Raw genomic sequence first — 17,521 nt, forward strand, 5'->3', positions numbered from 1 at the left:
CGGAGATGGACATTTTCTGTTGCACTGCAAAATTATTGCCGTAGTTTGGGGTCGGCGGCGGTTGTGGATTTCGGGCTCCGGAATCCGCGCAAAGATCAGGAATCCTGAATTTGGAAGCCAATCCATTCGACCCGCCAGAAGGCTCGTTGCGCAAATCGGTCGGCCGTGGCGCGGTGGTGACCGCCATGTCGCAATCGGTGCGGGTCGCGACACAGATCATATCCGTCATCGTGCTGTCGCGGCTCCTCTCGCCGCAGGATTTCGGCGTCGTGGCGATGTGCGCGCCGGTGCTGGCCTTCATCGCGCTGTTCCAGGATTTCGGCCTGACCCAGGCGACGATCCAGAAGTCGGGCATCCGGCATGAGGAGGTGAACTACCTCTTCTGGATCAACGTCGCCGTCAGCGCCATCCTGGCCTGCGTGCTCGCGGGCGCCGCACCGCTGGTCGCCGCCTTTTACAGCGAGCCGCGCGTGGCCGGCCTGGTGGCCGCCTTCGGCCTGCAGATCATGGCCTATGGGCTCGGCGCGCAGCATCTGGCGCTTCTGACGCGGCGCATGCAGTTCGGACGCCTGGCGATCATCGATGTCGCCAGCGCCGTCGCGGGTCTGGCGGTATCGATCGCCTGGACCTTTATCGACCGCTCCTACTGGGCGCTGTTTGCCGGCACGCTGACCGGCGCCGTGCTGCCGACGCTGTGCTATTGGGCAAGCTCACGCTGGCGGCCCGGACTGCCGCGCAAGGTCGCCGGCATCGGCGAACTGATTAATTTCGGCGCCGGCATCACCGGCTTCAACTTCGCCAATTTCTTCGCCCGCAACCTCGACAACGTGCTGATCGGCAAATACTGGGGCGAGGCCCAGCTCGGCCTCTACGACCGCGCCTACAAGCTGCTTTTGTTCCCGCTCAGCCAGATCACCAATCCGCTGTCCAAGGTCATGGTGCCGGCGCTCTCCAGGCTGAAGGACGAGCCCGACCGCTACCGCAGCGCCTATCTGCGCGTCATGCCGCTGATCCTTTTGGTGGCGCTGCCCGGCGTCGCCTTCGCCACCGCGATGTCGGACGAGCTGATCCCCTTCGTGCTCGGCGAGCAGTGGCGGGCGAGCGCCTCGATCTTCCTGGCGCTCGGCTTTGCCGGCCTGCTGCAGCCGCTCAACAATCCGGCGGGATGGCTCTTCGTCAGCCAAGGCCGCTCCGGCGACTTCATGCGCTGGGGCATCATCACGGCGGTGACGTCGGTGCTCGCCTTCGCGCTCGGCCTGCCCTACGGCGCGCTCGGCGTGGCCGTCGCCTATGCGGTCAGCGAGTATCTGCGCACGCCGTTCCTGTGGCTCTATGTCGGCAGGAGCGGGCCGCTGCGGGCCAGCCATGTGCTGCGCGCGGCAACGCCGTTCGTGCTTGGCGCGCATCTGGCGCTGGCGGCGGTCTGGCTGGCCAAGCCGCTGCTGCCGCAGCAGCATGTCGTTGCCCTGGCTGGCGGCGCCATCCTCGCCTACGCCATCACCATCGTCGTCGCGCTGGCGTTCGCAGCCGGCCGCGAGGCCCTGCGCGAAGCCGTGAAAATGTTGCCGGCAAGGCCGCCAACGGCGGCGCCGCGCCAGGCGCAATAATTTCGGCGCTTTCGACCGCTATCTCCGTATCCACCCAAGCATCAGGTCCGATCCATGCACTACCGCTCGATCTCCGACATGAACGACGCCATCGTCAGCAACCTTCACCGGCTGCCGCGCGACATCGACCTGGTGGTCGGCGTTCCAAGAAGCGGCGTGCTGGCGGCGACGCTGGTCAGCCTTGCGGCGAACATTCCGATGACCGATCTGGATTCCTTCCTGGACGGCCGCGTCTACACGTCAGGCATCACCAAGCGCCGCGCCGCGCTCGACCGCAAGGTCTCGGACATGCGCAAGGTGCTGGTGATCGACGACAGCGTTTCCGGCGGCAATGCCATGCGCGACGCCCGCGCCCGCATTCAGGCCGCCGGCATCGAGGCCGACTACACCTTTGCCGCCGTGTTCGGCTTGCAACCACAACATCAGGAGACGGATATCGTCTTCGAGGTGGTGCCGCACCCGCGCATGTTCCAGTGGAACTTCATGCACCACAAATTCCTGGCGCAATGCTGCGTCGACATAGACGGGGTGCTGTGCCTCGATCCGACCGAGGCGGAAAACGACGACGGGCCGGCCTACGAGAAATTCCTCAGCGAGGCGCGGCCGCTTCATGCCCCGACCCACAGGATCGGCTGGCTGGTCACAAGCCGGCTGGAGAAATACCGCGCGCTGACCGAGGCATGGCTGGCCAAGAACGGTATCCAGTATGACCAGTTGGTCATGCTCGACCTGCCGAGCAAGGCGGAGCGGCAGCGGCTTGGCGCGCATGGCAGTTTCAAGGCCGATTTCTATCGCAAATCCGATGCCATGCTGTTCATCGAAAGCGAGCATGCGCAGGCGCTGAAGATCACCGAGCTGTCAGGCAAGCCGGTATTGTGCGTCGAAACGCACATCGTGAGCTTTCCCGATGCGCTGTCGCTGCCGGCGCTCGGCCAGGCGGCGCGCAACCTGCCGGCCAGGCTGCGGCAGGTCAACTCGCAGGAAGGCCGCAAGGGCGTCGCCAAGACCCTCGCCCGCGCCCTGCTTGGCGCCCGCGGCTACGAGACGCTGAAGAGCCGGGTCAAGCGTCCGGCCTGACCAGCATCGCCATCTGGTGCGCGACGGAGGCCTTTTCAGGCGGCCTGGAGCGCGCGCTGCTGGATCGCCTTGTCCAATATCGAAAAGAAGGTGACGAACTGGCGATCGGGATCGAGTTCCGGACGCGCCGCGAAACTGCGCGCGAGACTGGAGACCCGGTCATATTCCTGGTTATCGTTCCACAACCGTCTGACAGCCGCGACCCAGTCGACGAGCGGAGAGTCGTAGTCGAGCACCACGCCACCAGGTCCGATCGCCTCAGGCAGGCCGCCGCGCCGCGAGCCGACGACCGGGATGCCGCTGCAATGAGCCTCCGAGGCGACGCGACCCCAGGCCTCTTCCCATTTGCTGGGCGCCAGCAGGATCCGGGTGCGGCCATAGACCGTCTTCATGTCGCTGGTGCGGCTCTCCAGCGTGACGTTGCCGAGCGGCGCGATCGTCTCTTCGATGCTCGCCCGATGGTGATCGTCCAGCTTCCAGCTTTCGACGAACAGGAACGGGATTTCGGGGCAGGCGCCGGCAAGACGCACCGCAAGCTCGAAGCCCTTTTCCTCATAGGGATTGATCAGGGTGACGAACTGGCCCGTCGTCGGCGTGCTGTACTGTGTCGGATTGATGGTCGGTGGAATCACCGTCGTCTCGATGCCGAACTCCCTGCGGTAGGTGCGCGCGGTGAACTCGGAATTGGCGATGTAGAGTGCGGAGCGCAATTCGCGCAGGTCGCCTCCCAGCTCGTGGAACTCGACATTGCGGAGATAGACGACCAGCGGCACGCCCTTGGCCTGCAGCGCCTTGCCGATCGGCACCGACTTGTGACACTGGACCACCGCCACATCCGGCTTCACCCGATCGACGGCAAAGCTTGCCGCCTCCCAGGGGAACCAGGCCCGGACCACCGGGTAGCCGGGAAAACTGTCGACGACGGCGGGCTGGCGCAAGAGCTTCATCTTGGCGCGCGCCTTGAAGCCGAAGACGCCGTCGCCGAACAGGGCGGCAAGCACCGAAGCCTCGTGCCCGTTTTCGATCAGCTGTTCAGCCAGATGATGCGTGCTCGACTGGACGCCACCGCTGAATTCGGGGGTGTAGCCATTGCCGCCTGCAAAAAGGACTTTCATGGGATCGGCTCCTTGTCGCATTTCGTGTTTCGTTCCGAGGCAACCGAGGGCGCCTCGCATTCGACGTCAGGCAAGCTTCGGCGGCTCCAGGTTCGCGAACGGATTGGTGCAGGATTGCCAGCCGGTAAACCGGATCGGATCGGCAGGCGAACTGCGCCATGCGTAGTCCGTCAGCATATGGAATTCGGCGATGACCCAGCGGTCGAAATGTGTCAGATCTTCCCGCTTCTCCTGGGGCAGCAGGCGGCGGACGGCGCCCAATTTGAGCTCCTCGACCAGGGTGACCGCGTCGCTGAGCTTCGCACTCGGGAATATCCACGGGTTGCGGTTGCGGAACTCCAGCGCGAACTGCTGCAGATGCTCGATGCGCATGTTCAGCCGGCCGAGGTATTTCTCGAGCGTGACACGAACCAGGTCCTCGTCGGAGAACGAGGAGAGGGCGGCATAGGCGACACCTGTCGACACCACGCCCCCGGCCACGATTGCCAGCGCCGAACGTCGTGATACTTCAATCATCTGGTCGCTCCTCTCACGCGATCCGGCCCGCCGCCCGCAAGGACAGCGCCGCCGCGGTCAGGCTCGGGTTGGCGCAGGAACAGCTCGGATAGGTGCTGGTGCCGACGACGACCAGGTTCCGCAGCCGGTGATGGATCATGCCGCTATCGACAACCGAATCGGCCGGGCCGGTGCCCATCCTCAACGTGCCCTGGACATGCGATTCGGTCGGCCGGATGCCGCGGTCGAAGAGCCCTTCGACGGGTAGCGGGGCAAGCAGCCCCGGCAATTTCTCCAACGCCCGCGCCATGCCCTTGACCGCATAATCCGACGGTGCCTTGAAGCTTACGAAGGCATTGTCGTCCTCGTCGAGAGTGACGAAATTCTCGTGATCGAGCAGGTTCTCGGTGACCACGACAAGCGGCAGCGCCTGCCGCAGCCGCCCCTTTTCGGCGCGCATCCCGTGCTGCCAGCGGTTCTCGAAATAGACCAGCGCCGCCGCGTGCTCGGATCGGTGCGGGCCATCATAGAGACCGAAATTCAGGCCGGTGGTGATGGTGCTGCCGTCGAAATTGTCGACGCCGTCGAGATAGACCTCGAAATTCCAGCCGTAGGATTCGTGCAGGCCGCGCCCGACGAATTCGTCTCCGAGGCCCGATCGCAGCATGATCGCCGCGCTCTGGATGGCATTGGCGCCGAGAATGAAGAGGTCGCCGCTGACCTGGTATTCCTTGCCATCATGAACGAAGGTCACCGAACGAACCGTGCCGCCGACCTGGTCGAGCCGCCGCACTTCGGAGCCGAGGCAGACCGAAATGTCGGGATGCTCGAACACATGCATCAGGCCATTGTTGGCGGTGAACTTGGCGTCGACCGGGCATAGCCAGCAGCGCAGATTGGCGCAGCACGAGGTGCGTTGCGACGTCGGCACCCGGGCGCGGGCGGTCGGCATGACGAAGTGCTGGCCGGGCTGGGCCGCCTTCATCATCTTGTCCGGCGTCGACATGCGATGCGGCGGCTGCGGAAACGGCTTCGAACGCGGCAGCATCGTCGCCATGTCGGGATCGCCCGAGATCGACATGATGTCTTCGGCGTCGCAATAGAACGGCTCGACGTCGTCATAGCTGATCGGCCAGTCGTTGCCGATGCCGTAGGTGCTTTTCAGCCTGAAGTCGTTGGGATGGAACCTTGGCGTCTGCGCGAACCAGCAGTTGGTGCCGCCACCCAGCCCGATAGTGTAGTTCCACGGCTTGTCCGAGTTGGTCTTGTAGGTCGTCTCGTCTTCGATGTCGGTGTTGGCATTCTGGTTGAGCTGCCACTCGTGGGTGTTGTGGCGGCCCCATTCCAGCACCAGGATGCGTGCCTTGCGGCGCTTGGCGAACTCATGCAGGAAGAAGGCCGAACCGAAGCCGGAACCGATCGCGACAAGATCGAAATGGTCCCTGGTGATTTGCTCCGGCTTTACGTCCAGCACCATCAGCTGTTCATCCTTTCCGCGCCCGGCGCGTTCGTCATGGCCATCCCATTCGTTTCGGGCTTGCCGGTGCCCGCTCTCACGCCGCCATTCTGCCGATCGAGTGATATTCGATGCCGTGGCGCGCGATGACCTTGGGGTCATAGAGGTTGCGGCCGTCGAAGATGACCGGCGTGGTCAGTGCGTCCTTGACAGCGTCGAAGGACGGCGCGCGAAAGCTCTTCCATTCGGTCGCGATCAACAGCGCATCGGCGCCGCGCAATGCCGCCTCCTTGGTACCGCACAAAAGCAAATCATCGCGCAGCCCGTAGATGGCCTGGCATTCCTGCATCGCTTCCGGGTCGTAGGCCTGCACTCTGGCGCCGGCCTGCCACAGCGCTTCCATCAGCGTGCGGGCCGGTGCCTCGCGCATGTCGTCGGTGTTGGGCTTGAAGGCCAGGCCCCACAACGCGAAGGTCTTGCCCTTGAGATTGCCCTTGAAGTAGCGGTTCACCTTGTCGAACAGGACGGACTTCTGCTCGTTGTTGCGCTCCTCGACCGCGCGCAGCAGCTTGGCGTCGAACTTGACGCCTTCGGCGGTCTTGATCAGGGCGCGGACGTCCTTGGGGAAACACGACCCGCCATAGCCGAGGCCCGGATAGATGAAGTGGTAGCCGATGCGCGGATCGCTGCCGATGCCCTTGCGCACCTCCTCGATGTCTGCGCCCAGCTGCTCGGCCAGATTGGCCATCTCGTTCATGAAGCTGATCTTGGTCGCCAGCATGCAGTTGGCGGCGTATTTCGTGAATTCGGCGCTGCGCACGTCCATCACGATCATCTTCTCGTGGTTGCGGTTGAACGGTGCATAGAGCTCGCGCATCACCGCCTCGGTAGCCTCGCTATTGGTGCCGACGATGATGCGGTCGGGCTTCATGCAGTCGGCGACGGCGGAACCTTCCTTGAGGAATTCCGGGTTGGAAGCGACGTCGAACGCCAGGTCCTCGCGGCCCCTTTTCTTCAGCGTCTCGGCGATCCTGGCCTTGACCTTTTCGCAGGTGCCGACTGGCACCGTCGATTTGCCGACGACGATCTTGGGCGTCTCCATTTCACGACCGATGGTCTCCGCGACTGCCAGCACATATTTGAGGTCGGCCGAGCCATCCTCGCCGGGCGGCGTGCCGACCGCGATCATCTGGATTTCACCATGCCTGACGGCGGCGGCGGCATCGGTGGTGAATTTGATGCGGCCGGCGGCGTGGTTTTCCTTGACGATGCTTTCGAGGCCCGGCTCGAAGATCGGGACCAGGCCCTGATTGAGCCGCTCGACCTTGTTTGCGTCGACGTCGACGCAAACCACCTGGTGCCCGACCTCAGCAAGCACCGCCGCCTGCACCAGGCCGACATAGCCAATTCCAAACACCGTCAAATTCATTCGGTTTCATTCCTGTCCATGGCGGCGGGCTGTTTTCGATCCGGCCGGTTCAATTCGTCTTTCCCAACTCTTTTACGCTGCATACGAGCGATTCCGGAAACTGGCAGGGTTCGCCGAGCGCGGTGAAGGCAACCCGCTCGATCTGCAGCGAAAGTTTGCGGCCAGGATCCGCGAACGCGCCCATCCATCCCTTCATGGTGTCGCTGCCCCAAAGGCTGAAGAAGATCTTCTGCGCGTGGGAGGGCAGTTTCGCCGGATCGGTGATGGTGTTCACCAGCTGGCCGTTGACGTACCAGCGCAAACTGTCCTTCTCCCAGACGAAGGCGTAATCGTTGAAAGCCTTGTCGGTGCCGCCGGGCACCTCGACCAGCTTCTCGTTCTTGCCCTTGCCGGCGATATAGGCGTTGACCTGCACCTTGGAGGTGTCCTTGGTCAGGATCTCGAAATCGATCTCGTCCCAGGGCTGCTTGTCGGACGGGCCGATATAGGAAAAGAAAGCAGCGTTTAGGCCGGGACCGGCATCGGTCTTCATGCGCGCCTCATAGGTGCCATAGCCGAAGCGCTGCTTGGTCTGGATCTCGCCGCAGGCGAATTCGCGATCCTTGGTCTTCTGCTTCTCGAAGCCCAGCGACAGCGTTCCCTCCGACAGGCTGACCTGCCCCTTCGACCAGGTACAATTCTGGTGGCTGCCGTTCGTCCAGCCGTCGGACACGTACCAGCGCGACCGATCTAAGCTCTTGAAATCGTCGACGAATGACGGCGAGGACTGGATGTCCTGCGCGTGGGAAGGGATTGTCGACAGGCTGCCAAGAGCGACCAGCAGCAAAGAAGCACCGAGCCAAGCCAATCGCCGCCAGCCGGCTTGCCCGGCTTGATGCGCGCCGACTGCCGCCTTGGACGTAGTCTTCGGATCCGAATTCATACCAAACTCACCTTTGTGCTGTGCGTCCCCAACCCAAAGTTGACGTTCGAACCACTTCCAAACGGGCCAACCTCGGCCTTCCTGACCCTCTCCAACTCCTTTTGCCGTCTCGAATCACACCTTCCGCAACAGTCCCGCACCTTCACTTTCACCCTCGGCCGGCGCCCGCCGGCTTGGTGAATTCGACCGTGGCGGCCGGATCGGGCGCGCCATTTTCGTCGAAGACCATATCCAGCGCATGGCGGAGATCCTTCATCATGCCGTCCTGGCGCGACAGCGCCGCGATGCGGCGCTCGCAATTCAGGATCGACGTCGTCAGCGCGCTGACTTCGGAGGAGCGACGATCGGAAGCGGGATCGTTTTCCATGGCTTCAACAAGGAAGGCCGCATTGGTCGATGTCTTGCGATAGCGGCTCTCCAGGCCGGTCCTCTCGGCCTCGATCTCGGCGGCGATCTGCTCGAACAGTTTCGCCAGACGGTCGAAGCGCGCGATGTCGGTCTGCCGGTCTCGGGCCGGATCCCTTGATCTGAAGCCGAATATCGAGGCCATGAACTAAATTCCTGTCATCGCCGGCTTTCGGGTCGGGCTCCTGGCCGATCCCCGCGCCGGGGCTGAAAAAAACTCGTATCGTATCGTCCTGCTCCTCTGAGGGGAGAGACTTCAGACCAATCCGATCGGGGGCCAGTTCGGCTGGTCGTCCAATTTGCTGCAGCGCAACATAGACTGCCATCCCCGGAGCCGCGAGGCAACCACCCAATTCGTAAACTCATAAATCCGAAGGAAATGGTTCGCGTGACGAGACCGCTGTTCATGGATAATCCGGACATTTCCCGGGCCTTACCGCGCCTTGCCGGTGCTGGTTCCGGCCATCAGGAAACGCAGCGGCGGCATATGCCTTTGGCCGGACATGAGGCCGACGCGGCGAAACAGCGCCTCGAGCTTGTCGGACGCCACGCCCTGGACGATGGGAACGAGGTTGGATTGACTTGCGAAGGCATAGGCCGCAGCCGAAGCCAGCCCACGCTCGGCCTTCACGTCGAGGAAATTGCGCAGCCGGTATTTGTCGCGCACGTGCCGCTCATGCCGCCGCAGCACCGCTTTGGAGCCTTCCGGCAGACTGTCGATAGCCAGCAACGCCAGATCGGCGTCGGCCAGCCGCTTCAGATCCTGCGTCTTGTGGCGGCCGCTGAGCGAATCGGCGCGCACGATGGCGCCGTAGCCGCAGGAGCGGATGACCTTGAACCGTGCGCCGTGGGCGACCGCGCGCGCGTAGAGCTCATAGTCCTCGCCCAGGCGCAGGGTCTCGTCATAGCGCAACCCGTGGCGGTCGAGGAAGGCACGGCTGATCACCGGCTTGAGGAAGCCCAGTTCACCTCTTTGGACGCGGCGCCTGGAGATGTTGCCCTCGACGAAGCGCTCGAAATCGAGGAATTCCGGCTCCGCCGCGAAATCCGGCGCGACAATTGTCGTCGCATCCTTCGTCGCGTCATCCCTGATCAGCATGATGTTGTCGGCCGCGAAATCCCAGTCGGCGCCGGCAAACAGGTTGCGGAACCGACCCTCCAGGAAGAAGTCGTCGGCGTCCAGAATGCTGATGAACGGCGCTTTCGAGCCGGCGATCGCAGCGTTGCGGGCAAAGGAGGGCCCCCGATTGACGTCGAGGCGCATCACCATGAGCCGGCCGCTGCCGTCGTCGGCGGAAACGGCGACCTCGGCCGTGTTGTCGGTGGAGCCGTCGTCGACGACGACGACCTCCACCACTTCCGGTTCGCGCAACGCGGACGCGATGGCGACCGCGATCGTGCGTGCCGCGTTTTTGGCCGCGATGATCACGCAAACCTCGGATTTCGTCATCGACATGGGTTTAGCCTCTTGCACAGGTTCCGATCTGCCCTCGCCCTGTACGCATTCAATCTCCGACAGCACCACCATCACGGACTGGCCGGCCGTTCGAAGATGCGGCGGCTGATATCCGCCGACGCCGCCCAGCCTGCCTCGGCCAGGTAGCGGACGGGAGCACGGCCGCATAATTCCCACAACACCGTTCGCCGTTGCGGCCATCGCAGCGACGACAGCCAAGGCGCGATGACCATGCTGAGCAGATCCTCATTGCCGATGCGCGACAGGATCGGCTTGGCCCGCTCCGACAAAAGCGTGCCGGTACCACCCAGCAGAACGTCGGCGGCGCGCAGGCCGAGCAGCAGCGTATCGTCCAGCCCCTGGCTCACCGCCGCATCGAGCAGACGCTGCTGATCGGCCTCGTCGAGACGATTGGCGCTGGCCCTGATATCGCAGACGTAACCAGCGCAGGGTTCGCGGTTGAACAGGGCCTTGGCGACGCTGATGCAGGACAGCATCAGCGTGTCGGCGACCGATGTGAACGGCACCTCAGTGCCGGCAATCTCGACCAGCCGTTTGCGCCGCAGGAACCCGTCGGCGTCGCGCGGACTGGGTGAACCGGGCTGCTGGAGGCGATAGTGAAGATCGACCGTGGACGATTTCGGCCCGTTGCCGCGGATCATGTGCTGTTCGCCGAGGAAACGAACCCACCAGACCGAGCGGGACTTCCCCGACACCTCGTAACCGATCGAGCGCAGTGCGTCGCGCGCCCTGGAAAAGCCGGCGGGAGAAACCAGGATGTCGACATCGCCCGAAGGCTTCATGAAGTGGTCGTCGTAGAGCAGATGCTGCTGGAACGGCCCCTTCAGAAAGACGAAATCGATCTGCCTGTCGCGCAGCGCCTCATGGATCGTCATCGAGTCCATCAGGCAGGCGGCGTTCATCGAGACCGTGCGCCTGCGATAGGTGTCGAGCCACTGGAAGAGATCAGCCGGCCTTTCGCCGACCGGGGCACGCGACAGCGCCTTCAGGACGAAGATGGCAACCTTGTTCAGCCTGGCGATGTCGGCGACGGCGTCGTTGGAAAGACCGGGCGTCGAGACTTTGCCGGCGGCCGGCCCCGCGAAATACAACCGCAGGCAGGCCTGCACATAGGCGACCTCGTCGGCGCAATCGGCGGCGCGCAGTCGTTCATAAGAGCTTTCCGGCAAGGCCATTGAGCGCACAGTCTCCAAAAAGCGGTTCGCGCGGGTAGGTATGCTGCAGGTGCGAAGCAAAGCATCCTCAAAAACCTCGGCGCCGTAAAGCCTTTCCTTTCGCAGTGCGGAATTTTGCAACCAGAACGTTTGCCGGCGCGCCGCGAAAGCGGTGGAAATACTCGGTCGAAATTCCGATCATGCCGAAGCGTTCCAGCCGGACATCAACCTGGATCGGCGAAATTAGATTCATCTTTTAGCATTGCCTAAAAAAGCAGCGGCGGCGTAGATGTTTTATGCAAGCAAAATCAATTGCTTAAAGAACCGTCAGCGACAAACCCAGACCGTACTAGATTTTACCCCGAATGCGGCGAGATTTTGAGCATCCCACACACACATGGTGACGTCCGCAACCCGTAATTGATTAACCAGAGGTAAATCAGGCTTGACTCATAAATGTTGCTATGCAGCTATTGCATCGCAGCATGCAAGTGCTGACGGCACTCGACAGGCCGTTTCCAGTCCTCATTGGAGAGTAAAATGGAACAGAATGTTGAAAAGCATGAGTACGAAACGCCAAGCTTGACGGTGCATGGTTCGATTGAAACCATCACTCAGGGCGGCGGGGGCAACACGGCGATCGACGCGTCGTTTCCCGCGCACACCCCGATCGGCGACCTGACGTTCTCGTGAGACTAGCCTGATCCTGGAGGAGTTACGTTGGGCCTCTGGGATTCAAGACCATAAATGGAGCCGGGGATGAAAATCCCCGACTTTCCGCTTTTGAAGCCTGTCCGCTCTTGAGCGACGATGTGTAGACCGTGTGTTGCAAACGAGGTTTTAGGATGAACTGGAACCCATCGGACCACGATTGCATAAGTGCCACCAAAGATGCCGTGGCTTGCGAATTCGGCGACGGCCTCGCGCTTCTCAATCTGAGATCCAATATTTATTACAGCCTCAACGGCGTCGGCGCGTTCATCTGGGAGTTGATCCAGGAGCCGAAGTCGATCGCCGATATCCGTAGCGCCGTGCTTGCGTCCTATAATGTCGACGCCGAGCGCTGCAAGGCCGACATCGACGCATTGCTGAAGGGGCTGGCCGAAAACGGGCTTGCGAGGCTGCAGCATGAGGCACTCGTCTAGGCAGGTTTCGCAAAAGGCCATGGTTTCGCGGCAAAGACCTGCGACGGAAAAGAGCCCCAGGCAGGCGAAAAGTCGGCCAGGCAGGCGGAGCCTAACCGGAATCCTCTCGCTGAGCGGCTCGGAAGCGCTTTTCCTTTGCCAATGCCTGGTGGTGGTCGCGGTTGTCCGGCTGGGGCTGACATTGTTCTCGTACAACCGTGTTCGCGCCATGGTGACCCGGCTCAACGCGCACCAGTGCGCCAGCATGGGCGAGTTGCGGCTTGTCGCCTGGGGGGTTGCCGCGGCGGCACGGTTCGTGCCGCGCGCCACGTGCCTCACCCAGGCACTTTCGGGCCAATATTTGCTCGCGCGCCAAGGCAATGCCTCGAATATCCGCATCGGCGTCGAACGCGGCACGGGCGAGCAGTTGAAAGCGCATGCCTGGCTGATCAGCGACAACCATATCGTGCTCGGCGGATCCGTCGATGGTTTCGCCCATCTGGTCGACCACGGCAGCCGATGAGCGGCGTGGCCGGAATTGTGCTGCGACAGGGGCCCGCGCCGGCAGACGCGGCAACCGATATCCAGCAGATGCTGGCACGCATGCGCCATCGCGGCCCCGACGGCAGCTCATGGTGGCTGGACGCCGGCATCGCCCTTGGCCACGCCTGGCTCAACACATTGGATGAGGCCGGCCCCGGCCCGCTGACCATGGCCGGCGGCAAGCTGGCCATCACCGCCGATTGCCGGCTGGACAACCGCGACGAACTGCTCGCCAGGCTCGGCATACGGGACAGCTCGGTCGCCGACGCGGTGTTGCTGATGCGGGCCTATCTGCGCTGGGGCGAAGCCTGCCCCGAGCATCTGCAAGGCGACTTCGCCTTTGCCATCTGGGATGCCGAGCGGCAGCTGTTGTTTTGCGCGCGTGACCATTTCGGGGTCAAGCCATTCTACTACCACGCGGCGGACCGGCGCTTTGCCTTCGCCTCCGAGATCGGGCCGATGCTTGGCCTGGACGGGGTCGGCGCGCGCATCAGCGAGCACCGGATCTCGGGGTTCCTGGCCGGGCTTCCCGACGACCCGCAATCGACGCCCTACAGCGATATTTTCAGCCTGCCGGCCCGTCACAGCCTCACCGTCAGCGCTCAACAGGTGCTGCTGCGGCGGTACTGGCAGATCGAGCCGTCTTCGCGGCCGCCGCCGTCGGATGCGGCGGAGGAATTCGCCCATCTGTTCTCGCAATCGGTACGCAACCGTATGCGGGGGACATCGTCGATCGGCGCGATGCTGAGCGGCGGCCTCGATTCCTCCTCGATCGCCTGCGTGGCCGGCCTGCGGAACGCCGCCGAACGCAAGCCAAGGCTGCCGACCTTTTCGCTGATCTTCGAGAAAGGGTCGTCGATGGACGAACGCCCCTTCATCGACGCCGTGCTCGACCAGCAGAAGGTCGACCCGACGCTGATCGCGGTCGGCGATTATGCGCCCTTCGCTGAATTCGAACGGGTGCTGGAGGAGCAGGAAGGCACCTTCCTGGCGCCGGGCCTGACGCTGACCCGCGGGATCTACAGGACGGCTGGCGCCAAGGGCATCAAGGTGCTGCTCGACGGCCATGGCGGCGACGAGGTCGTCTCGCAAGGCCATGGCCACCTGCACGAGCTGGCCAATGGCGGCAGATGGCTGGACCTCTGGCGCGAGATCCGCAGCGCTTCCAACACCTATGGCGACAGCACGCTCGCCCTGTATTTCCAGTTCCTGACCCTCTATGGGCCGGCCTGGCGGATCGCCAAACTGAGGCAGCTGGCAAACCGGACCCTGAACAAGATACGCCGGCCCACGCCAACGCGTGGCCGAAGCTGGCGCGACCTGGTCAATCCGGACCTGGCCAGGCGGACCGAACTCATCGACCGTTTTCACCGGGCCGGGTACATGCCGCGCGGCGTCCAGGCCAGCGACGCCTTGAGCCACCGCTGGATCCTGTCGAACGGCTATGTCCCGCATTCCTTCGAGGTTCTCGACAAAGCCGCCGCCAATTTCGGCGTCGAGCCGCGCTACCCGTTCTGGGACAAGCCACTGGTCGAGTTCTGCCTGGGGCTGCCGGGCGAGGAGAAGCTCAGCCACGGCTTTGGCCGCTCCGTGCTGCGCCGCGCCATGGAAGGGATCCTGCCGCCGCCGGTCCAGTGGCGGCGAGACAAGATCGATTTCACCGCCAATCTCGTCAACGGCATGGTGCGCAACCACCGTGATCTCCTGGAGCAGTTGCTGGTCTCGGACACGGATCGCATCGCACCCTACGTCAACCTGCCGCAGGTGAGTGCCGCCTATGCGCGGCTGCTGCGCCAGCCGGATCGGGCGGCACCGCTCGACGTCCAGTATGTCTGGCGCTCGGCGTCGCTGTCGCTGTGGCTGCGGCAGGTGCAACAGGGCGGGAGTGCCGCATGATGCCTCGCAATGGGCCACTCCCCCTCGCCCCACACTATCCCGCTGTGGCGGGAGTGCCGGAGAGGCAATGCCACTTCTACCGGGCCTATGGGCTGACGGTCGCGTCCGACGTGGCGTTGCCAGAACTGGAGCCGGTGGAGCCGGCCGCGGCGGACATAACGATCGCCGTCGGCGCAATCGATATGCCGAAGCCTTCGCCGCAGGCCGCGACCACCTTCCGCTTCGAGCCGGACCGGCAATATCTGGCATGGCATGCCGTCGGCGCGTTCCTGATCAGTGGCGGCCGCCGCATCGATGTCGAACCGGCGCCCGGCGTCGACGACGCGCTGCTTGCCTTCCCGCTGCTCGGGCCGGTGATGGCGCTGCTGCTGCATCGGCGCGGCCTGCTCGTCCTGCATGCCAGCGCCATCGCGGTGGCCGGCAAGGGCGCCATCTTCATGGGCGACAAGGGCGCCGGCAAATCGACGACGGCAAGCGCGCTGATCCGGGCTGGTCATGAACTGCTTACCGATGACGTCGTGGCGCTCGATCTCAGCAATCCGGACCGGCCGATGATCGTGCCGGGCTTTCCGCAGATCAAGCTGGCGGCCGACGCCGCGGCCGCCATCCCGCTTGGGCAAGCCGAGGTGCGACCGCAAGTCCATCCGGCGATCGACAAGATGCAACATCGCCTGCACGGCGCCTTTTCCGGCAGCGTGGTGCCGGTGGCCCGGATCTATGTCCTCGAGCGCGGCCAAAGGGCCGCGATGACGCCCTTGCCCGCCATCGCAGCCTTGCCGGCCATCATCAAATTCTCCTACGTCACCCGGTTCGGCCGCGCGGCCCTCTCCGGCGATTTCGCGGCGATGCATCTTCGCCAATGTTCAGCAATCGCTAACCATGTCGGCGTGTGCCGGCTGGAAGTTCCGGCCGGTCTCGACAGGATCGGCGAGGCTGTGGCGCTGCTTGAGAGAGAACTGGCTGAAGATGTCTAGGTCATCGGTCTTGAGTCTGTCGCTGTTTCGCGACGTCGCCGCCTTCGGCGCCGTGATCGCCCAGATCGGCGGACGTCGGACCTGGACGGCGCTGCTGTTCCTGGTGCTCGGCAGCCTGACCGAAGGCATCTCCATCCTGCTGCTTGTGCCGCTGCTGCATCTGGTCGGGCGGGCCGACCAGGATTTCGCGGTGCGGTTGCCGAACATCGATTTCGTGCGCTGGCTGGTGCCAGGCGGGACGTTGCAGCTGACGACGGTGCTGGTTGCGCTGGTCGGGCTTGTTGCCGCGCAGGCGGCGTTCAACCGCTTCAAATCGGTCTACATGGCCAGGCTTCTGTTCGATTTCATCAACCGCTTGCGCATGAACCTGTTCGAGAGCATCGGCAAGGCGCGCTGGGGCGTGTTTTCGCGCATGCGCGGCTCGGACCTCGACCACGCCCTGACCGGCGACATCGACCGTGTCCAGGGGGCCGCTTTCTCGCTGCTGATGCTGGTGCAGATCGCCGTGCTGCTGGTGGGCTACCTCGTGATCTCCATGTTCATCTCGCCGGTCATGACGGCGTTTGCAATCGTTATCGGCATCGTGATGTTCGTGGCGTTGCAGCCCTTTCGCTCACGCGCCACCGCCTTTGGTCGCGTGCTGACAAGCAATCGCCAGGATCAGTACCGGACGGTCTCGGAATTCCTCGGCGGCATCAAGGTGGCCAAGAGCTTGAACGTCGAAGCCAGCTATTTCGCGCAGCTGCAGGCAACGCTCGAGAAGATGAAGGCCGACAACATCGACTATGTCCGCAACAGCTCGATCGGCACCGCCGTGTTCCAGGTCGCGAGCGTCGTCGGCTTGAGCCTGTTCATCTACGTGGCGCTGGTCCGCTTCAACCTCTCGCTCGCCGAGATCGTCGTGCTGCTCCTGGTTTTCATGCGCATCGCGCCACGCTTCATGGACATGCAGACGCAGGCCCAGCAGGTGCTGATCAACCTGCCCGCCTACACGGCAATGCGCAGCCTGCAGGCACGTTTCGACGCCGAGCGCGAACCGGGCCATTCGGAGGTCGAAGATGCAAGCAAGCTGGCACTCGATACGGGGCTGAACATCCGTGGCGTCTCCTTCGCCTATGACGACGGCGCCGGCAAGGCGGTGGTAAGCGACATCACCTTCGGCCTTCCGGCCGGCAAGGTCACCGCCCTGATCGGGCCCTCCGGATCGGGCAAGAGCACGATCGCCGACATGCTGCTCGGCCTGCTCGAACCGACCGCCGGCAAGATCCTGGTCGACGGCGTCGAGATCGACGCCGCCAATCGACGCCGATGGCGCGATCAGGTGGCCTATGTGCCGCAGGACGTGTTCCTGCTGCATGATACGATCGCGGCGAACCTGCGTCTTGCCGCGCCGGAGGCCAGCGACGACGATCTGTGGACCGCGCTGCGCGCCGCGCATGCCGGCGAGTTCGTCGAACGGCTCGACCACCGGCTCGATACGGTGGTCGGCGACCGGGGCGTGCGGCTTTCGGGCGGCGAGCGCCAGCGCATCGCACTGGCGCGGGCGCTGCTGCGCAAGCCGTCATTGCTCATCCTCGACGAGGCGACCAGCGCGCTCGACTGGCAGAACCAGTCGCTGATCGCCAGGTCGATCGAAGGGTTGCGCGGCGCGATGACGATCCTGACCATCGCCCACCGTCCGTCGATGATCGCCTTCGCCGACTGGGTGGTGGCGATGGAAGACGGCCGTGTCGTGGAAGTCGGGCAGTATCAGCGCCTGAAGGCGAAGCCGGCGAGCCGTTTGTCCAGGATGCTCTCGGGAGAGCAGTCGGAGACCGAACCGGCCCATGTGGCCTGAGGCCGGGCGA

General features: G+C 63.7%; 16 protein-coding genes. 8 read left to right on the top strand and 8 right to left on the bottom strand.

What is annotated here, in order from left to right:
• The first annotated feature begins 110 nt into the window (after positions 1-110).
• Both FJ978_RS04115 and FJ978_RS04120 read left to right on the top strand, forming a co-directional pair.
• Positions 111-1,607, top strand: a complete 1,497-nt coding sequence (locus FJ978_RS04115; RefSeq protein ID WP_140570464.1) for a lipopolysaccharide biosynthesis protein — start codon at positions 111-113, stop codon at positions 1,605-1,607.
• A gap of 54 nt (positions 1,608-1,661) precedes the next feature.
• A complete protein-coding gene (locus FJ978_RS04120) occupies positions 1,662-2,684 on the top strand; it encodes a phosphoribosyltransferase family protein (RefSeq protein ID WP_013891479.1) in 1,023 nt (340 codons plus the stop codon).
• A 35-nt stretch (positions 2,685-2,719) separates the two neighbouring features.
• On the opposite strand, the gene FJ978_RS04125 is transcribed toward FJ978_RS04120, so the two are convergent.
• From FJ978_RS04125 to FJ978_RS04160, 8 genes are all read right to left on the bottom strand, one after another.
• Positions 2,720-3,799, bottom strand: coding sequence for a glycosyltransferase (locus FJ978_RS04125; protein ID WP_140570466.1), 1,080 nt, complete (start codon positions 3,797-3,799; stop codon positions 2,720-2,722).
• Positions 3,800-3,865: 66 nt separating this feature from the next.
• Positions 3,866-4,315, bottom strand: a complete 450-nt coding sequence (locus FJ978_RS04130) for a hypothetical protein (RefSeq protein ID WP_140570468.1) — start codon at positions 4,313-4,315, stop codon at positions 3,866-3,868.
• Positions 4,316-4,328: 13 nt separating this feature from the next.
• On the bottom strand, positions 4,329-5,771 hold the full coding sequence (locus FJ978_RS04135) for a GMC family oxidoreductase (protein WP_140570470.1): 1,443 nt from the start codon (positions 5,769-5,771) through the stop codon (positions 4,329-4,331).
• A gap of 76 nt (positions 5,772-5,847) precedes the next feature.
• A complete protein-coding gene (locus FJ978_RS04140; protein WP_013891483.1) occupies positions 5,848-7,179 on the bottom strand; it encodes a UDP-glucose/GDP-mannose dehydrogenase family protein in 1,332 nt (443 codons plus the stop codon).
• 49 nt (positions 7,180-7,228) lie between these two features.
• Positions 7,229-8,101, bottom strand: coding sequence for a glycoside hydrolase family 16 protein (locus FJ978_RS04145; protein ID WP_013891484.1), 873 nt, complete (start codon positions 8,099-8,101; stop codon positions 7,229-7,231).
• 148 nt (positions 8,102-8,249) lie between these two features.
• Positions 8,250-8,651: a hypothetical protein gene (locus tag FJ978_RS04150; protein ID WP_140570472.1), complete on the bottom strand. Its 402-nt coding sequence runs from the start codon at positions 8,649-8,651 to the stop codon at positions 8,250-8,252.
• Positions 8,652-8,939: 288 nt separating this feature from the next.
• Entirely contained in the window at positions 8,940-9,962 is a 1,023-nt protein-coding gene (locus FJ978_RS04155) for a glycosyltransferase family 2 protein (RefSeq protein ID WP_140570474.1), read from the bottom strand.
• Positions 9,963-10,033: 71 nt separating this feature from the next.
• The gene (locus FJ978_RS04160; protein ID WP_140570476.1) at positions 10,034-11,158 is read right to left on the bottom strand and encodes a nucleotidyltransferase family protein; all 1,125 of its coding nucleotides are present in this window, start codon (positions 11,156-11,158) and stop codon (positions 10,034-10,036) included.
• A gap of 519 nt (positions 11,159-11,677) precedes the next feature.
• Here FJ978_RS04160 and FJ978_RS04165 point away from each other — a divergent pair.
• From FJ978_RS04165 to FJ978_RS04190, 6 genes are all read left to right on the top strand, one after another.
• Positions 11,678-11,830 (top strand): lasso peptide, encoded by a 153-nt coding sequence (locus tag FJ978_RS04165; RefSeq protein ID WP_013891488.1) that lies wholly within the window; start codon positions 11,678-11,680, stop codon positions 11,828-11,830.
• A gap of 152 nt (positions 11,831-11,982) precedes the next feature.
• Positions 11,983-12,282: a PqqD family protein gene (locus tag FJ978_RS04170; RefSeq protein ID WP_140570478.1), complete on the top strand. Its 300-nt coding sequence runs from the start codon at positions 11,983-11,985 to the stop codon at positions 12,280-12,282.
• Between the two features lie 148 nt (positions 12,283-12,430).
• The gene (locus tag FJ978_RS04175) at positions 12,431-12,784 is read left to right on the top strand and encodes a lasso peptide biosynthesis B2 protein (protein WP_246678040.1); all 354 of its coding nucleotides are present in this window, start codon (positions 12,431-12,433) and stop codon (positions 12,782-12,784) included.
• On the top strand, positions 12,781-14,700 hold the full coding sequence (locus FJ978_RS04180; RefSeq protein ID WP_140570482.1) for a lasso peptide isopeptide bond-forming cyclase: 1,920 nt from the start codon (positions 12,781-12,783) through the stop codon (positions 14,698-14,700). The genes FJ978_RS04175 and FJ978_RS04180 overlap by 4 nt, the downstream gene beginning before the upstream one ends.
• Positions 14,697-15,674, top strand: a complete 978-nt coding sequence (locus FJ978_RS04185; RefSeq protein ID WP_140570484.1) for a serine kinase — start codon at positions 14,697-14,699, stop codon at positions 15,672-15,674. Before FJ978_RS04180 ends, FJ978_RS04185 begins: the two co-directional genes overlap by 4 nt.
• Positions 15,667-17,511, top strand: a complete 1,845-nt coding sequence (locus tag FJ978_RS04190; RefSeq protein ID WP_140570486.1) for an ABC transporter ATP-binding protein — start codon at positions 15,667-15,669, stop codon at positions 17,509-17,511. Before FJ978_RS04185 ends, FJ978_RS04190 begins: the two co-directional genes overlap by 8 nt.
• The last annotated feature ends 10 nt before the right edge of the window (positions 17,512-17,521 follow it).

It is taken from the genome of Mesorhizobium sp. B1-1-7, assembly GCF_006442705.1.
In the GTDB taxonomy this organism is placed as follows: domain Bacteria; phylum Pseudomonadota; class Alphaproteobacteria; order Rhizobiales; family Rhizobiaceae; genus Mesorhizobium; species Mesorhizobium opportunistum.